The organism is Pseudomonas sp. PDM10 (assembly GCF_014852295.1).
In the GTDB taxonomy this organism is placed as follows: Bacteria; Pseudomonadota; Gammaproteobacteria; order Pseudomonadales; family Pseudomonadaceae; genus Aquipseudomonas.
Genome location: NZ_JACVBJ010000003.1, coordinates 262,150 through 278,673 on the forward strand (window position 1 = coordinate 262,150; position 16,524 = coordinate 278,673).

At 55.8% G+C, this 16,524-nt stretch carries 15 protein-coding genes; 7 read left to right on the forward strand and 8 right to left on the reverse strand.

Annotated features, from left to right (window positions below; genetic code table 11):
• Nucleotides 1-33: 33 nt before the first annotated feature.
• The 5 genes from IB252_RS12290 to IB252_RS12310 all read left to right on the forward strand — a co-directional run bounded on the left by IB252_RS12290 (nt 34) and on the right by IB252_RS12310 (nt 5,976).
• Entirely contained in the window at nt 34-2,739 is a 2,706-nt protein-coding gene (locus tag IB252_RS12290; protein WP_192408878.1) for a glycoside hydrolase family 19 protein, read from the forward strand.
• A 17-nt stretch (nt 2,740-2,756) separates the two neighbouring features.
• A complete protein-coding gene (locus IB252_RS12295; RefSeq protein WP_192408880.1) occupies nt 2,757-3,296 on the forward strand; it encodes a hypothetical protein in 540 nt (179 codons plus the stop codon).
• A gap of 329 nt (nt 3,297-3,625) precedes the next feature.
• The gene (locus IB252_RS12300; protein ID WP_192408882.1) at nt 3,626-4,159 is read left to right on the forward strand and encodes a lysozyme inhibitor LprI family protein; all 534 of its coding nucleotides are present in this window, start codon (nt 3,626-3,628) and stop codon (nt 4,157-4,159) included.
• 301 nt (nt 4,160-4,460) lie between these two features.
• Entirely contained in the window at nt 4,461-5,459 is a 999-nt protein-coding gene (locus IB252_RS12305) for a hypothetical protein (RefSeq protein WP_192408884.1), read from the forward strand.
• Between the two features lie 76 nt (nt 5,460-5,535).
• Nucleotides 5,536-5,976 (forward strand): hypothetical protein, encoded by a 441-nt coding sequence (locus tag IB252_RS12310; RefSeq protein WP_192408885.1) that lies wholly within the window; start codon nt 5,536-5,538, stop codon nt 5,974-5,976.
• Nucleotides 5,977-6,033: 57 nt separating this feature from the next.
• Here IB252_RS12310 and IB252_RS12315 read toward each other — a convergent pair whose 3' ends face one another.
• Entirely contained in the window at nt 6,034-6,417 is a 384-nt protein-coding gene (locus tag IB252_RS12315) for a DUF6124 family protein (RefSeq protein ID WP_192408887.1), read from the reverse strand.
• 578 nt (nt 6,418-6,995) lie between these two features.
• Between IB252_RS12315 and IB252_RS12320 the strand changes: the two genes are divergently transcribed.
• Nucleotides 6,996-7,385 (forward strand): hypothetical protein, encoded by a 390-nt coding sequence (locus IB252_RS12320; RefSeq protein WP_008150118.1) that lies wholly within the window; start codon nt 6,996-6,998, stop codon nt 7,383-7,385.
• A gap of 267 nt (nt 7,386-7,652) precedes the next feature.
• Here the strand turns inward: IB252_RS12320 and IB252_RS12325 are convergent, their stop codons facing one another.
• The 6 genes from IB252_RS12325 to exbB all read right to left on the reverse strand — a co-directional run bounded on the left by IB252_RS12325 (nt 7,653) and on the right by exbB (nt 14,579).
• A complete protein-coding gene (locus tag IB252_RS12325) occupies nt 7,653-9,053 on the reverse strand; it encodes an aminoacyl-tRNA deacylase and HDOD domain-containing protein (protein WP_192408888.1) in 1,401 nt (466 codons plus the stop codon).
• 78 nt (nt 9,054-9,131) lie between these two features.
• A complete protein-coding gene (gene recG, locus IB252_RS12330; RefSeq protein ID WP_008150123.1) occupies nt 9,132-11,207 on the reverse strand; it encodes an ATP-dependent DNA helicase RecG in 2,076 nt (691 codons plus the stop codon).
• A 9-nt stretch (nt 11,208-11,216) separates the two neighbouring features.
• Complete coding sequence (locus IB252_RS12335) at nt 11,217-12,146, reverse strand: hydrogen peroxide-inducible genes activator (protein WP_008150125.1); 930 nt, start codon at nt 12,144-12,146, stop codon at nt 11,217-11,219.
• 277 nt (nt 12,147-12,423) lie between these two features.
• Entirely contained in the window at nt 12,424-13,173 is a 750-nt protein-coding gene (locus tag IB252_RS12340; RefSeq protein ID WP_192408890.1) for an energy transducer TonB, read from the reverse strand.
• Nucleotides 13,170-13,598: a TonB system transport protein ExbD gene (exbD, locus tag IB252_RS12345; RefSeq protein ID WP_008150131.1), complete on the reverse strand. Its 429-nt coding sequence runs from the start codon at nt 13,596-13,598 to the stop codon at nt 13,170-13,172. Before exbD ends, IB252_RS12340 begins: the two co-directional genes overlap by 4 nt.
• A 6-nt stretch (nt 13,599-13,604) precedes the next feature.
• A complete protein-coding gene (gene exbB / locus IB252_RS12350; RefSeq protein ID WP_192408893.1) occupies nt 13,605-14,579 on the reverse strand; it encodes a tonB-system energizer ExbB in 975 nt (324 codons plus the stop codon).
• 189 nt (nt 14,580-14,768) lie between these two features.
• On the opposite strand from exbB, the gene IB252_RS12355 reads away from it, so the two are divergent.
• Complete coding sequence (locus IB252_RS12355) at nt 14,769-15,626, forward strand: SDR family oxidoreductase (RefSeq protein WP_192408895.1); 858 nt, start codon at nt 14,769-14,771, stop codon at nt 15,624-15,626.
• A gap of 155 nt (nt 15,627-15,781) precedes the next feature.
• On the opposite strand, the gene IB252_RS12360 is transcribed toward IB252_RS12355, so the two are convergent.
• Complete coding sequence (locus IB252_RS12360; protein WP_111448274.1) at nt 15,782-16,522, reverse strand: hypothetical protein; 741 nt, start codon at nt 16,520-16,522, stop codon at nt 15,782-15,784.
• Between the last annotated feature and the right edge of the window lie 2 nt (nt 16,523-16,524).

Below are 16,524 nucleotides of genomic sequence, written 5' to 3' on the forward strand. Positions count from 1 at the left end.
AGCCACCAGGGATCAGAATTCAGGTAATTGGTAATGACTGAGACAACGAGCAAAGTAGAGAAGTGGTCGTATCCGCTGAAGGTAGGAACGGCAGAAGCAACAGATCCTCAGCAGTTTTATAAGGCGTTGGCCAAGGCTAAGGATGGTTACTACCCGTTAGGTGCTAATGGCCTTTGGCACGGCGGTGTTCACTTTGATGAGGACACTGGATTGGTGAGGGATCTGACTGAAGTCAGATGCATCGCTGATGGTGAGGTTGTGGCTTATCGGATTGACGAGGCATACCCAAAATCAGATTTCGGTTCGATGCATTCGGTTTATTCAACGGGGTTTGTGTTGGTTAAGCACCGTCTGGAAGTTCCCGTGCCCCCCGCACCAGCACCTGCCTCCGGCGCGTCACCTGCAACAACTGTACCTGGGCCAAGCCTTACGTTTTTCAGTCTTTATATGCATTTGCTGGACTGGAATACCTACAATTCTACTCGCGCATTAGGCGGACCGACGTTCTGGAACGGTGGTAAGTGGCAGGTCAAGGCAGCTGCTAATGACAAACTCCTGGGGCTGAGGGTTCGACAGGAACCGAGGGGGAAACCTGGTTACGGCACTGTGTTAACAGTATTACCCCGCGGCACGGTCGTTGAAACAGGTGAAGAAGATCACGGATGGCTCAAGGTGGTGAGTGTTACTCCTGCTGATGCCAGTCTTCTTCCGGGAACCGGTTGGGTATTCAAGAGAGAAATGGCGGCTGGTACAACACCCAATAGCTACGTTATCGGTGGCGCTGCGAAAGATGAAATGAACCCGCCTCAAAATGGCCTTGCCGTTCATGTAACGAATAGCCGGACAAGCGCTATAAAATCAATTCTACCGATTGGAACTCAGGTGAAAATCGGGAATGACGGGACAAGTGCTAGGTATCAAAAGTTGCTAGAAATCGTTGGCGGTAGTGCTGTCCCTGCGTTGACCGCAATCAATGGCGTGCTCGGCTATGTTTCGACCGCAATGCTTGAAACGAAGAGTGAGCCGGCCGAAAAAAATACTGTCCATGTGCTGGAGCGTCCATTTTCGGTAAAGGCTGGGAGCCTGATTGGTCATGTAGGGAAATATCAGAACCACTCTGATCCTGCCCCCAAAAATTTGCTGCACTTGGAAGTGTTTAGCTGCGAAGACATCAAGGCATTCACCGATCTGAGCAAGGAGAAGGCTACAGGTTTGCCAGCAGCCGAAAAAACACTGCTCAAGATTCCCAAAGGCAGCGTTTTGGTCACCCACGTGCAAGGAATGAGCGCGACAAACCCACCTAAAGTGACGGATCCTCACAAGACAGTTGGCTACGATTTTTTGGTCCCTGTCGGAGTACTTGAAGCGTTGCCTGCGGAGAAAAAAATTAAGGTGCCTGTCGTCATGGGAGGAGCCACCACCTACACGCTTTGGTGGCGTTTAGACGGGTTGCTTGGTGATGGCGACGGGAATGAAATCAGCGGTTGGTTTGCGGAGCCGGACACTACTTTGTCACGCCACTCACCTTTTGAATGGGAAGGCTTCAGTTTTATCGATGAAACCGTCAGCAATGTGGATCACCTGGCTGCTTTCCTCCATGCACAGGAAAGTCTCAGTGATGAAGAGCGAGCGACTTATCTGCCGAATATTGGTAATGCTAATGAAGGTTCAGCGAAGCAACAGCTTTATAAAATACTGGACAAAAATGGTGATAAAAAACTCACTCCCCTTGAGATAAAAGAAGCGTTGGGGAAGCCTTGGTTTTCTCAGCCGATATCTCAGATGGTTACTCGTTACGAAAGCGAGTGGCAATACAAAAAAGATAAGTGGGATGCCCTTGATGAATTGATGGGTCATAACGAATCAGATCCGCATAAAGAATGGATCGAAGAGAAAGTTCGGATAGAAAGTTTAAGCTGGTGGGATAAACTGATACAAAAGCATGGGATAACTGAAGATATTAATATTCAGCACATTCATCCCATTGGCTTGATTTCCAATTTTACTGCTCGGCGTGATTTGATTACTTTGGAGATGTTGAGAGCCGCGAATCCAGACGGAGCCGAGGAGCATCATAGAAATATTTTGCCCTATCTAAATAAATACGCACTGGCATACAAGTTGGAGGAGCCCAAAGCGATCGCGCACTTTCTTTCTCAAATTGGCCATGAAAGTGGTTTTAGAATTATTGAGGAAGGGTTGAGGTATAGTGCGCGACAAATGAAAAAGACTTACGGGTGCAGACGGCAAAATAATGTTAACGGGTATAATGAGCAAACTGATAGCTGTGAATTTGGCGTGTTGCGTAGCAAGCTATGGTCGGAAGAAAGTTATTATGCTATGAACGCGGAAAACCTCGGTAGTTATGTTTATGCTAATAGAATGGGTAACGGCGATGAGACCAGCAAAGAGGGGTATACATATCGAGGCCGAGGAATGCTTCAAGTAACGGGGAAGTCGGAATATCTAAGATTTACGAATGTTCATAATCAGAAAAATCCAACGGATATACAGGATTTCGTGGCCAATCCTGATCTACTGGTTTCCTCGATCGAATACGGTGTGGAGTCTGCTTTCGTATTCTGGTTCACGAAAACTGGTCAGGGAGGGACGAAGCTTTGTGATATTGCTAAGACAGGCAGTGTCGTTAACGTAACGCAGATGGTGAATGGTGGCCAAAATGGATATACGGATAGGAATAACCGATTCCAATCTCTCGCAACGCTAATGAATCTTTGATTAAGAGAGTGCTCACAATGCTCCGACTTACTGCGTTTTTCTTCTTTTTTATTTTGGCGGGTATAAGCTTTGCTCAAGATGATGCGAGGTTTTTGCAAGGCAAGGTAATTCAAGGTCCATTTAAAACAAACGTTGTAGATAATGGCGAGTTATCATTTTTAGATACGGGAGATGCAGAGTTCCCTATCTCGCTAGTTCTAGAGACAGCAGAGGCTGATAAAAGCAAGGTTAAAAGTCTAGTTGATAAGTATGATGTCGCTGGCTCAGATCCTAAAATTGAGTCGCTGTTCTTTTACCCCGTACAAGGGAAGAAAAATGTATTGGTTTTGGTTTCTTGGGAGCTTACCAGTAGGGGTATTGGTACCTATGGAACCCTTTATCAGGTTTATAGTTATGAGAAGGGGGCGAAAAATCAGTTGGTGACTAATAAACTAATTCGGTTCGATAAGCATCTAAGCGGTATTGATGGTTACCAGGAGGGCGAGGAGGAGCACTTTGCCTATAAGGATGCGGCATCAATAAAATCCTATATTAAAAAGAATATAAACGTTCATTAAGTGGTTCTCACAGATGAGCAGAAGCAAAAAAAGTGGCGAATTTATTTGTAAAGTAGATTTGGCTTGCGATAAATAATTTTTTAAATCTGTCCCAGTGGTTTGCAGTTTTTTGAACTAAATGGAATTAGTACTTGTGGTTAAAAATATAATTTTCTTGGCATGCTCAGCATTTTTTGTATCTAGCGTTGCTACCGTTCAAGCAGAACCGTTCTATTCCGCGAAGATATTACAAGCCGACTATTCTGCGGCCCCTAATCTGAGACTGCTAATGAGTTCAAGATGTAGAAACGGGAAGTAATGAGCCAAGCGGCTCCGCTCGAGCGGCCTGTATGCGTGCTAGCAAGTCAGCTGCTCAGCCTGGGCCAAACCCTTGCTTTTCTTTCGAACTGGATGAGGGAAATGGAAATGTCAGTGTTTTAAAGCAGACTCTGCTAAATGATCCGCAACGGGGAAACGACCCAATTTATATTGAGTTGCTTTACAAGTCGGAGCAGACAAAAAATCAATATGGGTGGTTTGATAATAAAACGGTCAAGCTAAGAGTTGATGACAATAATGGACTGAATAACTGGGATGCGGATCTACCTCAGAGTTTGCCTCAAGTAAAAATAGTGCAAGAGAGCGATATTTATCAGTTGGTTTTGGCGGATGCGGATGCGCTGCTTAATTCGGCTTACCATGACAAGGCAAATCGTTTAAGTGACGAAAAAAGAACCGCGTTTCGTGAGGTTCAACGAGCTTGGATGAAGCTTCGGGATATCGAGTGCGTAAAGTCTATATATGGTGAGCAATCTGCTAGTTGCTTGATTCGTCTGACCCTTGATCGCGCCAGGCAGATTGCGGTCGCTCCGCCATCAAAATAGATGAAAGAATTAAAGAAATAGATCTGTCCCATTTCTACGCTGTAGTTTTGACGGCAAATCGTTTTGGTCGGGTTATAACGATCCTGGGTTTGAGGTTCATGCATTTGCTGAAGATTGTTTGCACCTGACGCTTAGCCTGACGGAGCTTCGTGTGCCCGGAGAGAAGCACCTCGCTTGTGTGATTCCGATTCATAACTCGGAAATCAAAAAGCTGAAATGCGGCACACCTGAATCAAACTGAAAAAATTGCAGGCGCAAGTTTTTTTAAGAATGATCAGTTCGTGGATCAACAGGGAAGTAAATGGAAATGGCCAGGTTTTTTAGTTGTGTGTACATAGTTGTATCAATCATCGGTTTTTCGTCACAACCAGCATTAGCCAAAGACTTTCAAACCATCGAGCAGATGCACCCGCCGGTGGTGGCTTCGGTGGGTAATCAGAAGATCACGGTATTGTTCTTGAAGAACACGCTCAAAGATCAGACGAAAGGCGCACACGTTTCCGATGGTGAGGTTTTCTACGCAACGATGAGTGCTACGAAGCCAAACCTCACTTATGTGGCACCCGTCAATGGCGAACAGATAGCTTCGGTGTTCTTCTTCGAGCGCAAATTCCCTGAGCGAGCGGGGAAGTCCTTGTATCTGCTGACGAAAAACAAAGAGTCGAACAGTGGTTTCGAAGGCTATTCCTATTCGACGCTGGAGTTGCCGCTCATCAAGGACGGCGGTCAGTTGTCTTTGGGGTTCTTTCGCGGTGACCTGCCAGATCCTGAATTGCAGAACTGCCGCGATGGGCGAAATCTGGAAGCGGGCGTAGATGTTCAATGTGCTTACAAGGATGCGGCGAGTATTAAAATGCGTCTGGCAGACTTGGATGCAAAGATTATTGCGGATTCAAAAATGGAACATAGCATCAGCCAGGAGCCGCGCAAAACCGGTGGTAACGCGGCCAATGTTGCTTGTCCCTCGAACGAGTTTTCAGGGTTCCTCGCAGCCTTTTCCGAGCGCGCAGACGTGCAAAAAACGTTCGTTCAACAGCCACTGCAATTAGGCACGACCGTAGCAGGAGATCCCGAACCTGAGCTAGAAAAACGCAGCGTGAGCGGCGATCAGATCAAGTTTCCGCTCATCCCGGATCGAGTGAAAAGAGAGGCTGATGGCCTGACGTTGACTGTCAAGCAGCAGCAGGGCGACAACGCTACGGCGATACTGCAAAAACCTGATACCGACTATGTGATCGAGTACCGCTTTGTGCGGGGGCAGTGTTGGATGCTTAGTCAGGTGTCGGACTTTTCGCTTTAGAAGAACGAGACATTATCAACTGCAACTTCTCGTTTTTACTCCCGTAAGAATATGGGTTCCCTTAACCACTAGAGGAATGATCGGTTTGAAATATTTGTCTTCGTTTTTTCTAGCCCCGCTAATCCTTTGTCCGCTGGCGGCTCACAGCGAAGTCACAACAGAGGTCTATTGCTTCCGTTCGCAGGAAGGCAAAAGCATCAATTTTGAGTTCAGAACCTATTACGACTCGGTCGCCAAGTGGGGTGGGGCGGGGGTTAAGTACAGCAAATCGAAGAAGGCCATTGCTCTTGTCCATCGGAACACTGAGCATGAAGTCATGACTGAAGATGGGCCCTATCAGTTCACGACGACGTGGATAGAAGTGGCTGACGGTGCGCTGACGGGGGAGTATGAAATGGTCAGTCAGGGTGCCCGGATTTATGGAATGACTTATATGAACTATAAATCCGGAAAGAAGTATTCGTTTGAGCAAGATATCAGTATGGATTCGCCACCAGAGACTGGTTGTCAGTGGTGAGTCAGGGATCATCAAGAAAGGGGACTTAACGTCCCCTTTTTTCTATTCGCGGTTCCGCTACACCTTCGCCCGATGCTCCGCCGGATTCGGCGAATCAATATGGTCCAGCGCTCGCTCCACTAACAGATGCACACCGACCGCCATTCTGCTGAGTGCCAGTGCGACGGAGCGGCGTGAGCCTTCTACGCTGTCGGCCAGGTCGGCGGCGATGGCGCTGATGGACAGCAGGTCTTCCGAGGCGTTGGCCAGGATGGTTTCGGTGTGGAGGTCGGGAGCGACGATGAAGAGGTCGCCATTGCGACGTTTAGGTTTTTTATCCGCAGGTGTGCCGAGGTGAAGATCTAGGGCGCGCTCGGCGGCTTCGTGGAGCTTTTTTGAATCGAAGGATTCGTAGGGGGATGTGTCTTCGTGTTCGGGGGGATTCGGTGTTGGCTTGATCATAGATGTATCTCCTGGAATTAAGAGACTGACACCGTTTCGCTTTGCACTTCGAAAGAGGTGGCAGCTGTGCGTTGGTGTGCAAGACCGATCCAGGAACCGGCAGACCCGAAGGCCTCCGACGCACAGCCGCCATAACGATTCGCGAGCATAGGAAAACGCTCGACGAATAGCCATAAGCAATTGCGCACCTGGATTCGGACTTGCACGTCCGTGTCACCGATTTTGCGGCGACCACCAGAGACTATCGGTGATACCGAAGACTGCCTAGTTCACGGACAGCCCGGCGTGTTGAAGGAAATGTCCGAGAGGTTTGAGGGGATCAAGATCAAAAGATCGCAGCCTTCGGCAGCTCCTACAGGATTGTGTTTCTTCAGGTGTAGGGGCGGTGTAGGGAGGTGGCGCGGAGCGTCACGGGATGCATTCCTTTATTGCGCGTGGGACCGATCAAGTTGGCGTGACTTGGTAGTCATTGGCGTCAAAAAGACCTGCATCTTCTTCTAACGCAACCAGACAGTGGCGTTCTTGCTTGAAGCCGCTACACTGCGCCGGCCGTTCATTTTCCTTTTGAGGCTGTGCGCATGAAATTTCGTTTTCTTCTGTGGATGCTGGGTTTGTTGATGGGTAAGGCCAGTCGGACTAATCCTGCGTTTCAGCAGCAGTTGGGTGACAAGGAATTGGTGTTTCAACTACAGACCCTGGACGGGAAGGTGGCGCGGCATTTCTTTGTGAAGGATCAACGCATCACCAGTAAGTCCGGCGTGTATGCCGAGCCGGCGTTTGCGATCGCGTTCAAGGATGCGGCGTATGGCTTTGCCACGATGCAGGCGAAGAACAAGCAGTTGGCGTTTATGACGGGGATTCAGGACAAGTCGATTCAGATCAAGGGCAACCCAGCGCTGGTGATCTGGTTCCAGGGGTTGACCAAGTATTTGAAGCCGAGGAAGGCGAAGGCTAAAGCCAAGGCTTGAGGTCGATGGTAAACCCTGTGGTGAGGGGACTTGGCGAAGCGTCGCACCGCCCCGTTGGGCTGCGAAGCGGCCCTGAAACCTGAGACTGGGTTGTATCAGGTGTACCGTGTTGGCTGGGTTTGCGACTGCTGCGCAGTCGAACGGGGATAAATCCCCTCACCACAGGGTTTAGTGTCATTCAGTTGGATTGAGTTGGATTCATCGCGGGCAAGCCCGCTCCCACAGGGATCGCGTAAATCCTGTGGGAGTGGGCTTGCCCGTAGTGCTTTAGACCTGGGTGAATTGCGAAGCCAGTTCGCGCAGCAGCACTTCAGCCTCAAGCACTTTGCTGACGACGTCGTTGGCTTTGTCGCGAGTCAGGCCTACGCGTTCGAGCAGGGCGTCGGGGATGTCTTCATCCGGTCCGGACCCAATCCCGCGACTACGCAACAAACGCACAGCCAGGCACACGAGGTTCGGGTATTCAGCGTAATCGCCGTCGTAGCCCGGGTCGTGCTGGAAGCGCAGCGCGGTGGCCAGTTCTTCGGGCATGTCCCAGTAGCGCATCAGCCACGAGCCGATCTGTTCACGGCTGATGCCCAGCAAGTGTTGTTCCACGTAGCTGTGGCACAGGTGCGGGTTGACCTCCAGGTGGCGGCAGATCAGCGAGAAGTGCGGCGGGAACACGTGCGCCAGCAGCAAGTAGCCGAAGTTGTGCAGCAGGCCGGCGAGGTAGGTCAGGCCGGCTTCCGGGCGCTGGGCGCGGGGCATGGCGCGGGTCAGGCCTTCGATGACGGCGGCGGTGTAGATCGATTGTTGCCAGTACGGCGTAGTGTGTTGCGGATGGTCTTTTGGCAGGCTCAGGGTTTTTCCCAGGGCCAGGCCCAGCGCGAGGTTGATCACCAGGTCGAAACCCAGCACCCGCACGATGGCGTCTTCCACTGAACGAATCTTGCCCGGCGACGCGTAGTACGGCGACGCCGCCCAGCTCACGACTTGTGCGGCCAGGGCCGGGTCGGTTTCGACGACGCCGGTGATGTCGTCGATGGTGGCGTTGGGGTCAACACGCAGCTTGATGATCTTTTGCGCGGTCTCGGCCAGCGGCGGAATCTCGATGGTCTCTTCCAGGCGCTGCTGGATGCGCCGCGCGGTGAACGCTTGAACGGCCTGGGTGATTTCCTCGCGGTCATCGTGAGGACGGTCGAGGTTCGGGCGAATGCTGGTCAGCGCTTCGCCGAAGTTGGCGGCGCTGGCCTTGGTCAGCATGCTCTTGAAGTCTTCGCTGGTGATCTCCAGCAACATGCCCGGCTCGCCCGAGTTGATCAGCAACTTCGGCTCGCGCAGCAGGCTTTCTTCATACAGGCACGGTGTACTGGTAAGCGCCGGCATGCCGGGCAGCAGGCTCAGGTTGTGTTTGCCGAGCATTTTTACCAGGCGTTCGGTCGACACGGCGGTGAGGCGGCGGCCGGTCAGTTCGGCGAGGCTGTTGAGGTCCAGCAATTGGCTCTGCGGGAACAGCACCATGAGCGTGCCCACGGCGTCATCGAGTAGAACAGCCTGCACTTTGCGTGCGGCGTTCAGGCCGTGGTGGTCGAGGACTTCTTCGTAGGCGATACCCAGTTTGCCCAGCATCAGCCGAATAACCGACGGAGCGTGCGGGGAGGCGGGTGCGAGGGCAACTTCGGTCATGGTCTGTATCCGTTTTAAAACAATGGCAGGAGTATAACCAGCTTGCTCAGAACGGTGGTTCAGAAACTGCGACGGTGCTCACACTTGGCCGTATTGCTGCCCATGACGTAGCCAGCGGTCGAGCAACGGGCTGACGTGATCCGGCCAGCGTTCCAGCAGCGCCTGGGCGGCGTCGCGCACGGCGGGCAGCAGATCGGCGTCGCGCATCAGGTCCGCGACCTTGAATTGCAGCAGGCCGGTCTGACGCGTACCGAGCATTTCGCCGGGACCGCGCAGCTCAAGGTCTTTTTCGGCGATGACAAACCCGTCGTTGGTTTCGCGCATGATGCCCAAACGCTGACGACCGATCTGTGACAGCGGCGGATGGTAAAGCAGCACGCAATGACTGGCCGCGCTGCCCCGACCCACACGACCGCGCAACTGGTGCAATTGCGCAAGCCCGAGGCGTTCCGGGTTTTCGATGATCATCAGGCTGGCGTTGGGCACGTCGACGCCGACTTCAATCACCGTGGTGGCGACCAGCAGTTGCAGGTTGCCGGCCTTGAATTCGGCCATGACCGCAGCTTTTTCGACGGGCTTCATGCGGCCGTGGATCAGCCCGACCTTCAACTCGCCAAGGGCGGCGGTGAGGTCTTCGTAAGTGGTTTCGGCGGCCTGGCAGGTCAGTTCTTCCGACTCTTCAATCAGCGTGCACACCCAATAGGCCTGACGCCCTTCGGCACAGGCGCCGCGCACCCGCTCGATGACCTCGACGCGCCGGGTATCGGTGATCAACACGGTGTTGACCGGGGTCCGGCCGGGCGGCAGTTCGTCGAGGATCGAGGTGTCGAGGTCGGCGTAGGCGCTCATGGCCAGCGTCCGGGGAATCGGTGTCGCGGTCATGATCAGCTGATGCGGACACATCCGCCCACCGACACCTTTCTGCCGCAACGCTAGCCGTTGCTGCACGCCGAAGCGGTGCTGTTCGTCGATGATCGCCAGTGCGAGGTTCTTGAACTGCACTTCGTCCTGAAACAGCGCGTGGGTGCCGACCACCATCGGTGTGCCGTTGGCAATCTGCTCCAGTGCGGCCACGCGGTTCTTGCCTTTGAGCTTGCCGGCCAGCCACGCGACTTCAATGCCCAGCGGTTCGAGCCAGCGCTTGAAGGTGATGAAATGCTGCTCGGCGAGGATTTCGGTGGGCGCCATCAGCGCCACTTGATAACCGGCCTCCAAGGCCTGGAGTGCGGCGAGGGCTGCGACCACGGTTTTGCCCGCGCCGACGTCGCCCTGAATCAACCGCAGCATCGGCTCGTGCTGACTGAGGTCGTAGGCGATTTCGTTGCCGACCCGTTGCTGAGCGCCGGTTGGGGTGAAACCGAGGTTGGCCAGATACTGGGCCGGCAGCCGGGTGGCTTTCGGCATCGCCGGCGCGCGCAGGGAGCGCATGCTCTCGCGCAGGCGCTGCTGGGACAGTTGATGGGTCAGCAGTTCTTCAAAGGCCAGACGGTGCTGCGCCCAGTGATGACCGAGGGCGAGTTCGTCGACATCGGCATCGGCCGGCGGGTGGTGCAGGTAGCGGATCGCATCGGCCAGCGGCGCCAGTTGATAGTCCCGCGCCAGTTCGTTCGGCAGCCAGTCGGGCAGGCTGGTGGGGCCGAGCATCGTCAGGGTCTGCATGCACAACTGGCGCAAGCGCTGTTGGGTCAGGCCTTCAGTGAGCGGGTAAACCGGAGTCAGGGTTTCGTCCACCGGCGGCGGCTCGTCGCCGGTGATGGCGCGGTATTCCGGGTGGTAGATTTCCAGTCCCGACGCGCCGGGCCGTGCTTCGCCGTAGCAACGAATGCGCGTGCCGCGTTTGAGGCCTTCTTTCTGGGCGTTGCTGAAGTGATAGAAACGCAGACTGAGCCCGCCAGTGCCGTCCTGCAGGCGCACCACCAGGCTTCTGCGACGGCCCATGACCACATCGGCGCCGCTAACGGTGCCTTCGATCACGGCGTCTTGCCCGGGTCGCAAATGGCCGATCGGAACCACACGAGTGCGGTCCTGATAGCGCAGCGGCAGGTGGAAAAGCACGTCCTGGAGATTCTCCAGGCCGACCTTGGCCAGCTTCTCGGCCATGGCTTCGCCGACACCTTTGAGTGCCGTCACCGACACTTGCGACAACTCGGTCATGGCAGCGACTTAGGCCGCAACCACCGGTGCTTGCGGCTTGGCCACCGAGCACAGGCGAATGGAGTCAGCGAGGATTTCAATCGCTTTCGGCCGCGGGAAGCTCGCGCGCCAGGCGATGGCCACGGTGCGGAACGGTACCGGCGGCGTCAGTGGGCGCACTTCGATCACGCCCGGGGCGTAGTGATGGCTGTCGACCGCCGACAGCGGCAGGATCGAGATGCCGAGGCCGGACGCAACCATGTGGCGAATGGTTTCCAGGGAACTGGATTCCACCGTGGTGTGCTTGGCGCCGTCGTTGCCTTTGGCCAGGGTCGGGCAGGCTTCCAGCACTTGATCGCGGAAACAGTGGCCTTCGCCGAGCAGCAGCAGGCTCTTGTCATTGAGCAGGGCGGCGTCGATGGATTCTTTTTGGGTCCACGGGTGCTGGGCCGGCATCAGGACGTAGAACGGCTCGTCGTAGAGCTGCAGGGTCAATACGTCGGCTTCGTTGAACGGCAAGGCGATGATGATCGCGTCGAGCTCGCCGTTGCGCAGTTTGTCGCGCAGCACGTGGGTGAAGTTTTCTTCGATGTACAACGGCATCTGCGGGGCAACCCGGTGCAGTTGTGGAATCAGGTGTGGAAACAGGTACGGGCCGACGGTGTAGATGGCGCCGACTTTCAGCGGTGCGGTCAGCTGGTTCTTGCCGGCCTGGGCCAGTTCGCGGATGCCTTGGGCCTGTTCCAGCACTTTCTGCGCCTGGGCGACAATGCCTTCCCCGACCGGAGTCAGGCGCACGGCACTCTTGCTGCGCTCGAAAATCAGCACACCGAGTTCGTCTTCAAGCTTTTTCACGCCCACCGACAGGGTCGGCTGGCTGACATGGCAACGCTCGGCCGCGTGGCCGAAGTGCTGCTCTTGGGCGAGGGTAACGATGTAGCGTAATTCTGTAAGAGTCATAGCAAGCGTCCATGAAGTTGCGAGCCAAGCATACCGGCTGCAATCGATAGACGCACGTTATCAGACTGAGTGCGTTGAGTGACACAGGGCAAAGCAGGATTGCCGCTGGCGGATATGCAAAAGGCACCTTTCGGGTGCCTTGTGGCGTTATTTCTGCGCTGAGGATCCTCTGTGGGAGCGGGCTTGCTCGCGAAAGCGGTGTGACAGTCGAGATCAACTTTGACTGACACACCGCTTTCGCGAGCAAGCCCGCTCCCACAGGGGGATCTGCGGTGGTTTAGCGTCGGCGTTTTTCCAGCGAGTAAACAAATGGTGCAACGATTTCGATGGCGCCGTTGGTCAACATGTCGGACGGTGGCTTGGGCAGTGGTTGAGCCTCGCGGATCATTTGCAGGGTGGCGCGGTCCAGATCGGCGTTGCCGGAAGGGCTCTCCAGTTCGAACGACAACACATTACCTTGCGCATCCACCACGAAACGTAGACGGTTCACACCTTCCTTGTTCCGCAGTCTTGCAGCGGGTGGGTACTTCTTATGCTTGGCCAGATGCGCGAGCAATTCGCTCTGCCAGCTGGCCTTGGCCGCTTGCTGCGCCGGTGATGGGCCCGGTGCCGGCTGAGCGGATTTCTCCGGTGGCGCCTGAGTCGGTTGCGCGTCGCTCGGTTTTTCCTCGGACGGCTTCTCTTTAGGCGGTTCCGGCTTTTTCTCCACAGGCTTGGGCGGTTGAGGCTTGGGCTTGGGTTTGACCGGTTTCGGCACGGCGATCTCGGCCTTCGGCACTTCCGCTAGTTTCGGTATTGGCAGTTCTTCCACCGGGGCGGGTGGCTGTGGCGGCGTTATGACCTTCGGCGGTGCCGGCGGTGGCGGGGCCGGAACCGGCGCCAACTCGACCATCATCGCCTGCGGCGGCAGCTCGATCGGTGGGCGCGACGTCCAGTTCAGCGCCAGCGCAATGGCCAGCGCATGGACGCCCAGCACCACGGCCAGGCTCGCGCTGTAACGCGTCAGCTTTTGGCGCGTCGTGATCATTTCTTGACTGCCGTCTCGAGTCCGACCAGACCCACCTTCAGGTAACCGGCAGAGCGCAGGTTGTCCATCACGCTCATCAGGTCGCCGTAATCCACACCTTTATCGGCCTGGAAGAAGATCGTCGTGTCTTTCTTGCCTTTGGTCCTGGCGTCGAGGGTGGCGCCGAGTGCTTCGGCCTTCACTTCGTCTTCGCCGAGGAACAGGCGTTGGTCAGCCTTGACGCTGAGGAACACTGGTTTCTCTGGTCGCGGCGCCGGTTTGGCGCTGGAAGCGGGCAGGTCGACCTTGATGTCCACGGTGGCGAGCGGGGCTGCCACCATGAAGATGATCAACAGCACCAGCATCACGTCGATGAACGGTGTGACGTTGATTTCGTGGTTCTCGGCCAGATCGTCGTCTGCGCCTTCTTTCAAATGCAAGCCCATGGCTGATTACCCTACTTTGACCATGTGGGGTTGCGCGGAGCGCTCGGTGGTCGGCAGGTGATCGAGGTCACGGCTGACCAGCAGCAGGACTTCAGCCGAGGCATCGGATACTTGTGCCTTGTAACCGGCAATCGAGCGGGCAAAAACGTTGTAGATCACGACGGCCGGAATCGCTGCAACCAGACCCAGCGCGGTCGCCAGCAGGGCTTCGGCGATGCCGGGAGCCACGACGGCGAGGTTGGTGGTCTGGGTTTTGGCGATGCCGATGAAGCTGTTCATGATGCCCCAAACGGTACCGAACAGGCCGACGAACGGCGCGGTGGAACCGATGGTGGCCAGCACGCCGGTGCCGCTGCTCATGTTGCGACCGCAGGCTGCAACCAGACGCTCAAGGCGGAAGGCAACGCGTTCCTTGATGCCTTCTTTCTCGCGGCTGTTGACCGACAAGCGCATCTCTTCCAGGGCGTCATGCACCAGCAAATTGGCGAGGGTGCCTTGCTTGGTGGCTGAAGCGCTGGCTTCTCTGAGTGTGGTGGCTTTTTTCAGATGGACGATTTCGGTGCGCAGACGACGCTTGGCGCCCATCAGCTCGAAACCCTTGGCGATCCAGATAGTCCAGGTGATGATCGATGCGATGGCCAGGCCGATCATCACGATTTTCACGATGATGTCGGCGTTCTGGTACATGCCCCACGGCGACAGGTCGTGGGCCATGCCCAGGGAATTGTCGGCTTCAAGGACTTCGGGAACGTCTTCGGCGGTGGTGTCTACGGCTTGGGCCGGGTCGGTCGCAGCCGGGGTAACGGCCGGTGCGGCGTGATCGGCTGGAGCTTGAGCCGCAGTGGCAGTCGGAGCGGCTGGCGCTTGTGCGTCAGCGAAAGTGGCGGTCGGCGCCAGCATCAAGCTGAGCAGCAGGGTGGCCACTGCGCTCCAGGCGCGAGGTCGTTTGGTTGGCGAAGCGGGGAAATGATTGCGTGTCATGCTGGCCGGACCTGAGAAAGAAAAACGGTAAATGCTCTTCCAGGCCTCGTGAGGCCGAGAACAAAAGTGGTCGGCATTATTGCAATTAATTCTTGTTAACAAAAGTAATAGAGTATCTTTTTTTCCTTCATTGCTAGCCGCTCGTCCATTGTCAGCGCTAGTCTGTGCCTTTCTGATGGGAGTTTTCTGATGTCCGCGCCCTCTGTTTTGATCGCCGGCTGTGGTGATGTTGGTAGTCGTCTGGCCACGCAATTGTTGGCTGGCGGATGGGAGGTTCACGGCCTGAGGCGTGACGTCTCACGTCTGCCAAAGGGCGTGATCGGCGTCGCCGGCGACTTGTTCAATAAAGACTGTCCGCAAACCTGGCCAATCGGTGCGGTGGATTACCTGGTGTATTGCGCGGCCGCCACTGAGCACGATGAAGCCGGTTACCGCGCCGCTTATGTGCAGGGCTTGCAGCATGTGCTGGAGTGGCTGAACGACTATGGGCAGGTGCCCAATCGCCTGCTGTTTGTTTCCAGCAGCAGTGTGTATGGCCAGCAGGATGGCGAGTGGGTCGATGAGACTTCGCCTGCTTTGGCCGCTGGCTATTCGGGGCGTGTGATGCTGGAAGCCGAGCAGATTGCGCTCGATAGTGGCATCCCGGCCAGCATCGTACGTTTGACTGGCATTTATGGCCCGGGTCGCGAAAGGCTGCTGACTCAGGTCCGTCAGGGTTATCGCGTGGCGGTCGATCCACCGTTGTATGGCAATCGCATTCACGCCGACGACGCGGCGGGGTTGATGGCGTGTCTGCTTGAAGCGGATCGTCGCGGTGTGGCGCTGGATGACATCTACATTGGTGTGGACGATGCGCCTGCGCCGCTGGCCGAAGTGGTGGGCTGGTTGCGTGAGTATCTGGGCGTGACCGAATGGGCCGAAGACGCGAGCGTGCGCCGCACTGGCAGTAAGCAATGCAGCAATGCTCGGGCGAAAGCCTTGGGCTGGACGCCGAAGTACCCAAGCTATCGCGAAGGCTACGCCGCGATTCTTGAAGGGCGCAGCTGACTTCCGGCCACCCTAAACCAAATGTGGGAGCGGCGGTGCGGCGATCCGACTTGCTCGCGAAAGCGGTGTAACAGTCAACGATGATGTTGAATGTTACGGCGCCTTCGCGAGCAAGCCCGCTCCCACATGGGATCTTCGTTGCCGCTAAGGTCGGGCTACTGCTTTTCCAGCAACCACTTGCGATCACCCGGGGTGAACTGCGGCATTTCATCCGCGTGTGCGGTGTTCACTGCCTGGAGGATTTCCAGTTCCTTGCCCTTGCGCGCAAAGATCCAGGTGTTGCCCTGACCATTCGCCTGTAGCCACATGTTGTCGTTACCGCCGCTCATCGACGCGCAATCGCCCGCTAGGCACAAGGCATAACGATCCGCCCCCGGCAGGCCGGCAACCTGGCCATCAGCCTGGAATTGCACGGTATTGCCTTCGCCGGGACCGCTGACGACTTTCCAGCTGCCGCCCATGTAGGCCGAATACAGTGCGCGTTCAAAACTGGCACCTATCGGTGCGCCGTCCGGCACCGTAACCTGCGCGCGGTCGAAGACTTGCTCCGGCTCATTGTCGCTGGCGACCTGGCTCAGTTGCTTGCCGTCACGCTTCAGCTCGCTACCCGAGCTGCCATAAAAGTCGACTTTCCAGGCGCCGGACTGTTCGCCCAGCAGCTTGCCGTCGACGTTTTCAAAACCGTTGGTGTAGCGGGCCTGCCCGGCCTTGGTGTTGACGTCCCATTCCAGGTTCGGCCCATAGGCCTGGAGCGCTTCGCGCAGGGGGCCGCCTTTGGCTGCTGAATCGATCGCCACTTGATTGATCCAGGTGCCGCTGATGTCACGGTCGGCAGGGTTGCTGGCACAACCGCCCAAGAGTAGGGCGACCAGCGAGAGAGCTAGCGCTTGGCGCATGG